The following is an 11,944-nucleotide window of genomic DNA, read 5'->3' on the forward strand; positions in this document are numbered from 1 at the left end:
CACAGGACTTTTCTCGCGTGTTCAATGCCACTGCCATTGCGTTCGAACTGGACGCTTTGCAAATATCAAAACAGATGGATATGGCTGCACCGAGATCCACCCATAAGCGCTCCAATGGGAAATAGGTGTGCTCATGTCGGAACATTCTTCGCCTGAACGAACTCCCTGGCAATCCCGGTTTGACCTGGGAAAAAGCGGTGGTTGGCTGAGCATTTTTTTCTGGTCAACGCTGGTGGGGGTCACTGTTCTTTTGCTGGTCAGTGGTTTCAGCGCCTTCACTGAGGCAAACAGGGTCAACCTGCACTACGCCTTTTGGGGGGGCTTATCGGGCTTTGCCGCGACAGCGCTCGGTGCAGTTGTTGCTGTGGCCTTGCGCGACATCGCTGCACGTACTCAGGACATCATGCTGGGTTTTGCAGCCGGCATGATGCTCGCCGCCAGTTCCTTCTCACTCATCCTCCCTGGCATCGAGGCGGCGCGGTCCATTTGCGGCAATAAGCTCTTAGCTGCCTGTGTGGTGGTCCTGGGATTGGGTGTGGGCGTGGCACTGATGATCGGTCTGGATCGCTTTGTCCCCCATGAGCATCAGCAGAGTGGGCGCAAAGGCCCGGATGCTCAACGCATCAATCGTGTCTGGCTCTTCGTGTTGGCCATCACGCTGCATAACCTGCCCGAGGGAATGGCCATCGGCGTCAGCTTTGCCAATGGGGATATGAAAGTTGGTTTGCCGCTAACGACTGCGATTGCCATTCAGGACATACCCGAGGGGCTCGCTGTTGCATTGGCTTTGCGGGTGACTGGCATCTCAACACTCCGGGCGGCGTTGATCGCTGTCGGATCAGGACTGATGGAGCCTTTAGGCGCTGTAGTCGGCCTTGGCATCTCAACAAGCTTCGCACTGGGATACCCGGTTGCTTTGGGTCTTGCAGCGGGAGCGATGATTTTTGTTGTTTCTCATGAGGTGATTCCCGAGACACATCGTAATGGTCACGAAACGCCGGCGACATTGGGGCTAATGCTGGGTTTCGGGGTCATGATGTTTCTCGATACAGCGTTGGGCTGAGCACCCTGGCGTATGACGAATCGCCCTTGTTCAGTGAGTGTGAGTCCACTCATAAAGGGTACCGAAAGACACTGTTATTTTCTGTATGCACGCCTCGATACTTGGCTGCTTTGCCATACCGATCAAATACCTCTGGTCGGCCCTCATGAACCCACGGCGAATTTTGCAGATCCATTCAGAAGTACTTCCAGGATTCATGCCGTCATGAACTCTTTTAATAACCTGCTGACGCCAGCTCAAGAGCGAAGACTTTTTGCTCTGGATGTGTGGCATCGCGCGCTCGAGAACTGCTCTCTGCGTAGGGACTGTCCAGATACCTATCACGAGGAACTGCTTCGACAGGCGGACGAGATGGATCGTAAAGGTATTGTTGAGTGGGAGGAGTGGAGGGACTTACGAGTTCAGGCGGATCAGGCTTATTTGCGTGCAGTCGCGGGAGAGGATTACCACTCGGTTGATCTCCGTAGGACGATGTGTGAAACGTCGGCTCTGTCGATTGACCTGAATCTCGTTTAGGGGACAGGGAGGAGCAATGAACGGTCAGCTGAAGTTTGGTATAGAAGAAGAGTATTTCATAACCGACCTGGTCACCCGACAGATGCCTGGGAATCTGTCCTGCGAGGTGAGTGACAAGTGCAAAGCTGAATTGGGGCAAAGCTTTGCGTACGAGATGTTCCAAGCACAGATCGAAGTAGCCTCGCCTGTTTTCACGAGTCTTGCGCAAGCAGCGGATTATCTCGCTAACGCGCGCGGCACGTTGCAGCATTCTCTCCAGCCTTTTGAATTAGGTTTGCTGTGTGCCGGTAGTCATCCCTTGGCGGACTGGCGTATGCAACACGCCACAGACCAAAGTCATTTTCAGCAGCTGTTCAAAGATTACCAACGCGTAGCACGGCGCAGTCTGCTATCGGGGTTGCACGTACATGTGGAAATTCCGAATCACTTGGATCGAATTCAGGTGATGAACGAGGTGCTTCCGTGGATACCTTTACTACTGGCCTTAAGTAGCTCCTCACCCTTTTGGGATGGTGCCGACAGCGGATTTGCAAGCTATCGCCAGACAGCCTGTGATGAATGGCCCCGGATGGGCGTACCTGAGTTCCTTGAGGACCATCTCGCCTATGACGCCTACATCGCATTTTTGATTTCAACCGGCTCGATGAAAATGCCAAGCGATTGCTGGTGGGGGGTGCGGCCCTCTGCCAGGTACCCGACGCTGGAACTGCGAATGACGGACGCATGTCCGCGTTTAGAGGACGCTTTGTGTATCGCCTCTTTTTTCCGATTAATGATCGCCTACGCTATCGATCAACCTCGTCCAGGATCGGACTACTCGCAAAAATCCAGATGGATGCTGATGGAGAATCGATGGAGAGCTAAAAGATCTGGAGTCTGCGCAGCGTTCCTGGTTGAGGGGTACGACCGGCCATTTACGATTGAACAATGGCTTTTCATGACAGAGCAGATCTTGGGAGAAACAGCTCGAGCACTGGGTGTAGAGAACGTTTTTTCTCAGCTTCGGCGAATTATCCGTGAAGGCACCAGTGCAGTGCGGCAACGTTGTGTCTACGAAGAAAGCGTAGGCAGTGGACGGAGTGTCCATGAAGCCCTCTCACAAGTAGTCGATCAGCTGCTGATGGAAACAGCGGGAGCAAATCGCGAACTGAAGGGTTTGCCCCCCCAGCACCAGTGAATAACCTACGGACGCTAGAAGTGATTTCCACCCTAGAATTACGCCACGTCATCGAGGGCCCACCTGCAACGTCTGTGGCCTCCTTTTTGAGTTAATAATCGTCGCGAATGATCGGGCAGGTCATGCAATGGCCGCCGCCACGTCCGCGAACGAGTTCGCCGGCGCTGATGGTAATGACTTCTACGCCGGCCTTTCTCAACAACGTGTTGGTGTAAGTGTTGCGATCATACCCAATCGGCCCACCCTCATAGATCACCGTCTCAGTCCTATACCCGCCACATATAAGGTTGATTGGCGGGTACGGTAGAGGTTCCAGACAATAGGGAGGGGCTACGGAACATTCTGACGAAGGCTCCTTGAAGGTGAGAGCGTTACAATAGCCGTTGACTACGCATGGAGAGGGATCCAGTGGCAAAGGCAGCGACCTGTTCGGCGCCCCAAAGAGCAACAAGCTCCTCGCTCCCGTTCAGGTGGACTCAGCGAACAGCGCTTTCTGCTCTTTCGATATGTAGTCAGTGAAGGCACAATGCGCATCCTTTTTTGGTTGGCCTTGCCGGAGGCGCCTCGAAATGATCAAAACGCCGTACTACCTCATCGACAAGCAAAAGCTGCTGGCGAACATGCAGAAGATCGCCTATGTGCGTGAACAGTCCGGGGCCAAGGCCCTGCTGGCACTCAAGTGCTTCGCCACCTGGTCGGTGTTCGACCTGATGCAGCAATACATGGACGGCACCACATCGTCGTCGCTCTACGAGCTCAAACTCGGTCGACAGAAGTTCGCCGGCGAGACTCACGCCTACAGCGTGGCCTGGGCCGACGACGAGATCGAGGAGATGCTCGAGAACTGCGACAAGATCATCTTCAATTCCATTGGCCAATTGCAGCGCTACACTGACGCTTCAGCAGGCAAGGTCCGCGGTCTGCGGGTCAATCCGCAAGTGAGCAGCTCGGATTATCTGCTGGCTGACCCCGCGCGGCCGTTCAGCCGTCTGGGCGAGTGGGACCCGGTGAAGATCGAGCAGGTCATCGACCAGGTCTCTGGCTTCATGTTCCACAACAACTGCGAGAACGGCGACTTCGACCTGTTCGACCAAATGCTGTGCACCATCGAAGAGCGATTCGGTCATCTGCTGCACAAGGTCGAGTGGGTCAGCCTCGGTGGCGGCATCCACTTCACCGGTGACGGCTATGCGCTGGACGAATTCTGCGCGCGCCTCAAGGCCTTCTCGCAAAAATACGGCGTGCAGGTCTACCTGGAGCCGGGCGAAGCCGCCATCACACAGAGCGCGTCGCTGGAAGTCACCGTGCTCGACACCCTCTACAACGGCAAGCACCTGGCGGTCGTGGACAGTTCTATCGAAGCACACATGCTCGATCTGCTGATCTATCGCCTGAATGCCAAGCTGGCGCCCAGCGAGGGCGTGCACACCTACATGGTGTGCGGCAAATCCTGCCTGGCCGGAGACATTTTCGGTGAATATCAATTTGATCGTCCGCTGGCCATCGGTGATCGGCTGTCGTTCATCGACGCCGCGGGTTACACCATGGTCAAGAAGAATTGGTTCAACGGCCTGAAAATGCCGTCCATCGTAGTGAAACAACTCGACGGTACTGTCGAGGTGGTTCGTGAGTTTGGTTACAACGACTACATGTCCAGCCTTTCGTAAGCTGGCAGAGAAGGAGAGAGAGAAAAATTGAAGAAGAACGTGCTTATCATTGGTGCAGGAGGTGTCGCCAAGGTGGTGGCCCACAAGTGCGCGCAGCACAACGATGAACTCGGTCGTATTGCTATCGCGTCGCGCAACATCTCCAAGTGCCAGGCCATCATCGACAGCGTCAAGGCCAAGGGTAGCCTCAAAGTGCCCGCCGAAATCCAGGCCTTCTCGCTGAACGCCCTGGATGTCGAAGCGACCAAGGCGCTGATCCGCGAAACCGGATCGCAGATCGTCATCAACGTCGGTTCCGCGTTCCTCAACATGTCGGTGCTGCGTGCCTGCATCGACACCGGTGTAGCCTACCTGGACACCGCCATTCACGAAGAACCGGGCAAAATCTGCGAGACGCCGCCCTGGTATGGCAACTACGAGTGGAACCACCTCGAGGAATGCAAAGAGAAGAACATCACCGCCATTCTCGGCGTGGGCTTCGACCCGGGTGTGGTCAACGCCTATGCAGCGCTGGCGCAGCAACAGTATTTCGACCGCATTGATTCGATCGACATTCTTGACGTCAATGCCGGTTCCCATGGTAAGTATTTCGCCACCAATTTTGACCCGGAAATCAACTTCCGCGAATTTACCGGACAGGTGTGGAGCTGGCAGAACAGCCAGTGGACGAGCAACACGATGTTCGAAGTCAAACGCACTGACGACCTGCCGGTCGTAGGGGCGCAGAACCTGTACTTGACCGGCCACGATGAAGTGCATTCGCTGTCGAAGAACCTCGGCGTGCCCAACGTGCGTTTCTGGATGAGCTTCGGCGAGCACTACATCAATGTGTTCACCGTGCTCAGGAACCTCGGCCTGCTCTCTGAGCAACCGGTCAAGACCGCTGAAGGCCTGGAAGTCGTGCCGCTGAAAGTGGTCAAGGCCGTGCTGCCTGATCCGAGCTCGCTGGCCCCTGGCTACACCGGCAAAACCTGCATCGGCGATCTGGTCAAGGGCACCAAGGATGGCCAGCCGCGCGAGGTGTTCATCTACAACGTGGCCGATCATGAAGACGCCTACGCAGAAACCGACAGCCAGGGCATTTCCTATACTGCTGGCGTGCCGCCCGTGGCCGCAGCCCTGCTGGTCGCCCGCGGCGAGTGGGACGTGCAGCGTATGGCCAACGTCGAGGAGCTGCCGGCTGAGCCGTTCCTCAAGGCGCTGGATGTGATGGGCCTGCCGACCCGCATCAAGGATGAGAGTGGCGATCGTCCTTGGAGCTGCAACGTTTAATGCACCGAAATTACAGGTGAGTCTCGTTTCCCGCTCTAAACGCAAAAACGCCGCTCTTTGAGCGGCGTTTTGCTGTGTGCGTCATTTGTTGAGCTTGTTGATTGTTGCGGGCGAGATCAAGGTTGAGTGACTTCCTCAGAGTGTGAAGCGGTCTCAACACGCGCTTACGTTTGAATTAACTATTGCTCGTAATATTAGCGCCAATAAATAGTTATTAAAAAATTGACATGTTTCATCCGCTTTACAATGTGCGATGAATTCAAACAGGCACGCTTTCAATGTTGTTACGTTGGTGTCGCGCAGTGTCAGAGCTTTAGACGTGTCTATTCAGAAAGTATCGTTAGCGCCTGCTTGATTTTGGTGCGTGGATATGTTTCGTTAAAGTTGTCATGCTCAGAAACTTCTATATCAATCTGATTTTATTAGTGTTTTTCTTGAGAGCTAACGTGTTGTCGATGTTGGCATTCGCTTTGCTGATCTAACTACACATGTTGTCGGCGCGAAGTGTTAGAAATTTTTTTAAAAAAGACTGTGCCTATGTGATGTTTGTCTACACTCCAATTTCTACGAGTGGGATTGAAAATAAAGTTGTACCTAACTGCCGGTTAGTTGGCGCGCTAGAGCGACTGTTGGCCGGCGCGGCATGCCGATGGCCTTCCTGAATCAGGGTATACGGGGGATTCACCAATGCGGATCAGCATATTTGGTTTGGGGTACGTGGGTGCTGTATGTGCGGGATGTCTCTGTGCTCGCGGTCATGACGTAATCGGGGTGGATGTCTCGCAAGTCAAGGTCGACCTGATCAACCAGGGTAAGTCGCCCATCGTTGAGCCAGGCCTGGAGCCGCTGCTCGAGCAAGGGGTGAGTTTTGGGCGGCTGCGAGGTGGCGGTGATGTGAAGGCGGCAGTGATGGGCACGGATATGTCGTTCATCTGCGTCGGTACGCCCAGCAAGAAGAATGGCGATCTGGATTTGGTCTACATAGAGTCGGTCTGCCGCGAGATCGGCGAAGCCCTGCAAGACAAGGGCAGTTGGCATACGGTCGTGGTGCGTAGCACGGTGCTGCCGGGCACCGTAAAGAACGTGGTGATCCCGATACTTGAAGACTGTTCCGGCAAGAAGGCCGGGGTCGACTTCGGCGTGGCGATCAACCCGGAGTTTCTGCGCGAAAGTACCGCGATCAAGGATTACAACTGTCCGCCCATGACGGTGATCGGTGAATTCGACCAGCGCAGCGGTGACATGCTCGCCACGCTCTATCAAGAGCTGGACGCGCCGCTCCTGCGCAGGAGCATCGAAGTGGCGGAGATGATCAAGTACACCTGCAACGTCTGGCACGCGACCAAAGTGACCTTCGCCAATGAGATCGGCAATATCGCGAAGGCCGTCGGCGTGGACGGTCGCGATGTAATGGACGTGATCTGCCAGGACACCAAACTCAACCTGTCGCGTTATTACATGCGCCCCGGCTTCGCGTTCGGCGGTTCCTGCCTGCCCAAGGATGTGCGTGCGCTGAATTATCGCGCCGGGCAAATGGACGTCGAGCACCCGCTACTGGCCTCGATCATGCGCAGCAATGCGGTGCAGGTACAGAGAGCCTTCGACATTATCAGCAGTTACGGCAAGCGGCGTGTCGCGCTACTCGGCCTGAGTTTCAAGGCGGGCACCGATGACCTGCGCGAAAGCCCGCTGGTGGAGTTGGCCGAGATGTTGATAGGCAAGGGCTACGACCTGCATATCTTCGACCGCAACGTTGAGTACGCGCGTATCTACGGGGCCAACAAGGAATACATCGAGTCGAAGATTCCGCACCTGGCTTCGCTGTTATGCCCTGACCTTGCGAAGGTGATCGAGCAGGCGGATGTGATCGTGCTGGGTAACAGTGACGAATCCTTCGAAGCCATTGCGCTGCAGGTGCCCGAGGGCAAGCAGGTGGTCGACCTGGTGGGCTTCATGCCGCACGCCAGTGACGATCGGCTCGAGGGTATCTGCTGGTAAACGAGGCGCGCGAGCTGGTGCGCTCCAAGCAACATGGTGTATCGAGCAGGGGTCATATCTATGGCTGATTCCAGGGTTTACTTGCGCGAAGCGGCGGGCTGGCTGTTCTACGTCACCGCGCTGATGGGGCTTGCACTGTTGCTGCCGCGCACAGTGTTCGATCCCGAATCCAGGGACTTTCTCCTGTTGCTGGGTGCGGTCGGTATCTGGCGTTATTCGATGGGCGCGATCCATTACCTGCGGGGGATGCTGTTCCTTTATCTGGTATTCCCTTATTACAGGCGCAAAGTCACCAGGCTGGGCGGCAGTGCCGATCCGTCGCAAGTGTTTTTGCTGGTCACCAGTTTCCGTATCGATGCGTTGACCACGGCGCAGGTCTACGGCTCGGTGATCGAGGAGGCCATCGGTTGTGGTTACCCGACAACGGTGGTCTGTTCCATCGTCGAGCTGGCTGATGAGTTGCTGATCAAAGCGCTCTGGGACAGCTATACCCCGCCGGAGCAGGTCAAGCTGAGCTTCGTGCGGATTCCCGGCACCGGTAAGCGCGATGGCCTGGCCCATGGTTTTCGGGCGATCTCCCGGCATTTGCCGGATGCCGATGCGGTGGTGGCGGTGGTCGATGGCGACACCGTGCTCTCGCCCGGGCTCGTGCGTCAGACCGTGCCCTGGTTCAAGCTGTTCCCGAAAGTTGGCGGGCTGACCACCAATGAGTTCTGCGAGGTGCGCGGAAGCTACCTGATGAGCCAATGGCACAAGCTGCGGTTCGCCCAGCGCCACATCAATATGTGTTCGATGGCACTGGGCAAGCGAGTGCTGACAATGACCGGACGAATGTCGGTGTTCCGCGCCCAGGTGGTGACCGACCCCGGCTTTATTCAAGACGTTGAAAGCGATTATCTGCAGCACTGGCGCCTGGGGCGTTTCCGCTTCTTGACCGGTGATGACAAGTCCAGTTGGTACAGCCTGATGCGGCTGGGCTACGACACCTTTTATGTGCCCGATGCGGCGATCAACACGGTTGAGCACCCACCGGAAAAGAGCTTCTTCAAGGCCAGCCGCAAGCTGATGTTCCGCTGGTATGGCAATAACCTGCGGCAGAACTCGCGGGCCCTGCACCTGGGCGTGCAGCGGTTGGGCTGGTTCACCTCGCTGGTGCTGTTTGACCAACGCGTATCGATGTGGGCCAGCCTGCTCGGGCCGTCAATAGCGATCATTGCCAGCCTCAAATACAGCGCGGCCTACCTGCTGATCTATGTGCTCTGGATTGGCGTGACTCGCTTGATCCTGAGTCTGCTGTTGCTGGCTTCGGGGCACCCGGTCGGCCCGGCTTATCCATTGATTCTCTATTACAACCAGTTGGTCGGCGCCATGGTGAAGATCTATGTGTTCTTCCGTCTCGACCGGCAATCGTGGACACGCCAGAAAACCAGACTCGACCGCGGGCTGGCCAGCTATCAACGCTGGTTCAATACCTGGTCGTCGCGGGCCATGACCTTTTCTGCTGGCAGTGTGTTTTGCGCGTTGCTGATGTGGATTGTGTAGCGCAGGTATCAGGGCAGTCGGCAGGCCGTGCCGGATCGGATTCAATCGATGGGAAGGAGCGCGTTATGAACACAGCTGTTATTGCTGTTGATGACAATGTCGTGCATGAGTCGGAGGTGCAGCGTCAGCATGCGCGGCTGAATCTGCCGGCGAGAATCGAGTTTCACGGGCCGGGCCGGGAGGCGTTCGATTGCGAGCTGATCGACTTGTCGGCCGGTGGCTTCAGCCTGAATCAGCCGGACACACCGCTGATCCTGGGCCGACAGCACAAAGGCAAACTGGTGTTCCAGGTCGATGCGCTTGGGTTTGCCATCGACGTGGAGTTTGTCGTGCGCTCGGTATGCAGCGAGGGGCTGCGGGTGGGTTGCGAGTTCCACAACCTGCCTCCGCGCGCGATCTCCGCATTGCGTTATCTGATCACCTCCTACCTCTCGGGAGGGGTGATCAGCCTGGGTGACATGCTCGCGACCCAGCAGCGCGACAACTTCACCAGGCCGCGAAAGCACGAAAGCGGCAACGGCCTGGGCTTTTTCGCACGCTTGCGGGCGACCACGGTGAGCCTGCTGATTTTCCTGGTGGGACTGGCTGCTTTTGGTTATGTGCTGCAGCAGTTGTATGGCATTTATTTCGTCACGCGCGCCGAATCGGCGCGGGTCAACGTGCCCGGCCAGTTGATCGGCCTGCCGCGCGACGGCAGCGTCAAATCGTTGGTCAAGGTGGGGGCGGTGGTGTCCAAGGGTGCCCCACTGGCGACCTTTTCCGCCTCGCTGCTGGATGTAATGAAAGGCAACCTGCCGCCCGGGCAGGCGACCCCGGAGAACCTCGAGCGCCTGTTCAGCCGGACCCTGCAAGGTTCGCTGACCAGCCCTTGCGATTGCCGGGTGGTGGCGCAGCTGGTGCCGGACGGCCAGGTCGTCGGCAAGGGCACCACGGTATACGAGTTGATGCCGATCGACGGTGTGGCGACCATCGAGGCGCGCTTCCCTTACAAGAATTTTGCCAAGATCCAGCCTGGCAAGGCAGTGAGCTTCCAACTGGTCGGTGAAGAACAGCCACGCACGGGCAAAATCGCCACGGTGGTGCTGGACAACGGCGGCCTGGCCTCCGACCTGCGGGTCACCATTGAGCCTGACAGCGCGTTGCAGACCGATCTCGCCGGGCGTCCGGTGGAGGTCAGTATCGAAAACCTGCAGAGCAATGCCTGGGTGAAGAATGCCTGGGCGGCCAATACCTGGGTGAAGAATGCCTGGGAGAATAAAGCCATGGCGGCCGGGAAATGAACGGCGCATGGCGATCGGGGCTGCGGTTTTCTGCGCTGGCCGCTGCTCTGACGATGAGTCATGGTTGCGGCACCCTGCCGGATCAGGGGGTGGCGCGCGAGGCCATGTTGCGCGGCGATTATGAAACGGCACGCAAGCACTATGCGGCGCTGGCCCAGGACGGCTATGCCGATGCCCAGGCCGGGATGGGCGACCTGACGGCGTCGGCAGGCGACCCGGCGAGCCTGAAAGAGGCTGAAGGCTTGTACCGGCAGGCCGCGCCGGAGTCGGTCAAGGCGCAGTCACGTCTGGGCCGCTTGTTGCTGCGTCAGGGACCGACTGATCCCAAGCAAGTGGGCGAGGCCCGGCAATTGTTGGAAGGCGCGCTGGATAAAGGCGAGTTCAGTGCGGTGGTACCGCTGACGTTGTTGTACCTGAGCTACCCGCAACTGGCGCCTGGGGTGGATCCGCAGCAGAAGGTCGATAGCTGGCGCGCCCAGGGCATTGTCGAGGCGGATCTGGCGCAGATTCTGATTTACCGCAATCAGGGCACCTATAAGGCTCACCTGCCCCAGATCGAGCAGATGTGCCGGGCTCGGCTGGCGTTACTCGATGCCTGTTATGTGGAGCTGGCCACCCTCAACCGAATGCGCGACCAGCCCAAGTCGCAAGCGGCCTTGCTGGTGGAATTGCGCCAGGGTTGGCGCGAGGGACGAGTAGCGCCCTTGCGGGTCGAGTCGGTGGCGCGCGTTCTGTCGTCGCCAACCCTCGAAGGCCCGGCCGATGCACAAAGCGCCCAGCGCCTGCTTGAGGAACTGGCGCCGGTCTATGCGCCGGCCTGGACCAGCCTGGCACGGTTGATCAACGACTACCCCGTGCAAGGCGATGCGCCGCAATTGCTCTCGGCCTTGCAGCGCGGGCGCGAGGCGGGCGACCCACGGGCGGAACTGCTGACCGGGCGGCTGTATTACCTCGGCAAGTGGTTGCCGCAGGACCCGCGCCTGGCTGAAGAGCATTTGCTCAAGGCGGCCGCGGCCGGTGAAGTCGGGGCGCACTACTACCTGGGCCAGTTGTACAGGCGCGGTTATCTGGGCCAGGTCGAACCGCAGAAGGCGCTGGAACATTTGTTGCTGTCGGCCCGCAACGGTTCGCCCAATGCCGACCTGGCCCTGGCGCACATGTTTTTCGACTCCCGCGGGATCAAGGTCAATCGGATCAATGCCTTTGTCTTTGCGCAACTCGCGCAGCGCCAGGGCGTGGTAAATGCGGAGCCAGTGCTGTCGGCCCTGCAGTCGGGGTTGACCCCGGCAGAAAGGAAAATCGCGCAGCCCTTGCTTGAGGGGGAAGCCCAGGCTCGTCTGACGGGCGCGGCTCTAGCCAGACTGCAAACTCCGGAAAATGGACAGGACTTACTATGAAGCAAGCATTGTTGGCAGGATGTGGTCTTGGG

Annotated in this window: 9 protein-coding genes and 1 pseudogene; 9 read left to right on the plus strand and 1 reads right to left on the minus strand. The window is 57.7% G+C overall.

Annotation, left to right across the window (positions count from 1 at the left end; genetic code table 11):
* Window positions 1-133: 133 nt before the first annotated feature.
* The 3 genes from ACYZTR_RS11385 to ACYZTR_RS11395 all read left to right on the plus strand — a co-directional run bounded on the left by ACYZTR_RS11385 (window position 134) and on the right by ACYZTR_RS11395 (window position 2,756).
* Window positions 134-1,063 (plus strand): ZIP family metal transporter, encoded by a 930-nt coding sequence (locus ACYZTR_RS11385; RefSeq protein WP_461978860.1) that lies wholly within the window; start codon window positions 134-136, stop codon window positions 1,061-1,063.
* 204 nt (window positions 1,064-1,267) lie between these two features.
* Window positions 1,268-1,579 carry a hypothetical protein gene (locus ACYZTR_RS11390; RefSeq protein WP_461978862.1) on the plus strand — a complete coding sequence of 104 codons (312 nt, stop codon included), beginning with the start codon at window positions 1,268-1,270 and terminating at the stop codon, window positions 1,577-1,579.
* A gap of 16 nt (window positions 1,580-1,595) precedes the next feature.
* A complete protein-coding gene (locus ACYZTR_RS11395; protein ID WP_461978864.1) occupies window positions 1,596-2,756 on the plus strand; it encodes a carboxylate-amine ligase in 1,161 nt (386 codons plus the stop codon).
* A 91-nt stretch (window positions 2,757-2,847) separates the two neighbouring features.
* On the opposite strand, the pseudogene ACYZTR_RS11400 reads toward ACYZTR_RS11395, so the two are convergent.
* Window positions 2,848-3,000: pseudogene (locus tag ACYZTR_RS11400) on the minus strand (arginine deiminase family protein); the annotation flags it as partial.
* 325 nt (window positions 3,001-3,325) lie between these two features.
* On the opposite strand from ACYZTR_RS11400, the gene ACYZTR_RS11405 reads away from it, so the two are divergent.
* The 6 genes from ACYZTR_RS11405 (at window position 3,326) to ACYZTR_RS11430 (ending at window position 11,912) form a co-directional block, all read left to right on the plus strand.
* Complete coding sequence (locus ACYZTR_RS11405; protein ID WP_461978866.1) at window positions 3,326-4,423, plus strand: carboxynorspermidine decarboxylase; 1,098 nt, start codon at window positions 3,326-3,328, stop codon at window positions 4,421-4,423.
* 27 nt (window positions 4,424-4,450) lie between these two features.
* The gene (locus ACYZTR_RS11410) at window positions 4,451-5,695 is read left to right on the plus strand and encodes a saccharopine dehydrogenase family protein (protein WP_461978868.1); all 1,245 of its coding nucleotides are present in this window, start codon (window positions 4,451-4,453) and stop codon (window positions 5,693-5,695) included.
* A 687-nt stretch (window positions 5,696-6,382) separates the two neighbouring features.
* Complete coding sequence (locus ACYZTR_RS11415; RefSeq protein ID WP_461978870.1) at window positions 6,383-7,693, plus strand: nucleotide sugar dehydrogenase; 1,311 nt, start codon at window positions 6,383-6,385, stop codon at window positions 7,691-7,693.
* Between the two features lie 60 nt (window positions 7,694-7,753).
* Window positions 7,754-9,235, plus strand: a complete 1,482-nt coding sequence (locus ACYZTR_RS11420; protein WP_461978871.1) for a glycosyltransferase family 2 protein — start codon at window positions 7,754-7,756, stop codon at window positions 9,233-9,235.
* A gap of 65 nt (window positions 9,236-9,300) precedes the next feature.
* Window positions 9,301-10,515, plus strand: a complete 1,215-nt coding sequence (locus ACYZTR_RS11425) for a PilZ domain-containing protein (RefSeq protein ID WP_461978873.1) — start codon at window positions 9,301-9,303, stop codon at window positions 10,513-10,515.
* The gene (locus tag ACYZTR_RS11430) at window positions 10,512-11,912 is read left to right on the plus strand and encodes an alginate biosynthesis protein AlgK (protein ID WP_461978875.1); all 1,401 of its coding nucleotides are present in this window, start codon (window positions 10,512-10,514) and stop codon (window positions 11,910-11,912) included. The genes ACYZTR_RS11425 and ACYZTR_RS11430 overlap by 4 nt, the downstream gene beginning before the upstream one ends.
* Window positions 11,913-11,944 lie beyond the last annotated feature (32 nt).

The organism is Pseudomonas sp. Hz4, from assembly GCF_054898165.1.

Bases quoted from the DNA above. Each gene is read 5' to 3' on its own strand.
- ACYZTR_RS11385 (WP_461978860.1), top strand. From the start codon at position 134: ATGTCGGAACATTCTTCGCCTGAACGAACTCCCTGGCAATCCCGGTTT.
- ACYZTR_RS11430 (WP_461978875.1), top strand. From the start codon at position 10,512: ATGAACGGCGCATGGCGATCGGGGCTGCGGTTTTCTGCGCTGGCCGCT.
- ACYZTR_RS11420 (WP_461978871.1), top strand. From the start codon at position 7,754: ATGGCTGATTCCAGGGTTTACTTGCGCGAAGCGGCGGGCTGGCTGTTC.
- ACYZTR_RS11415 (WP_461978870.1), top strand. From the start codon at position 6,383: ATGCGGATCAGCATATTTGGTTTGGGGTACGTGGGTGCTGTATGTGCG.
- ACYZTR_RS11395 (WP_461978864.1), top strand. From the start codon at position 1,596: ATGAACGGTCAGCTGAAGTTTGGTATAGAAGAAGAGTATTTCATAACC.
- ACYZTR_RS11405 (WP_461978866.1), top strand. From the start codon at position 3,326: ATGATCAAAACGCCGTACTACCTCATCGACAAGCAAAAGCTGCTGGCG.
- ACYZTR_RS11425 (WP_461978873.1), top strand. From the start codon at position 9,301: ATGAACACAGCTGTTATTGCTGTTGATGACAATGTCGTGCATGAGTCG.
- ACYZTR_RS11390 (WP_461978862.1), top strand. From the start codon at position 1,268: ATGAACTCTTTTAATAACCTGCTGACGCCAGCTCAAGAGCGAAGACTT.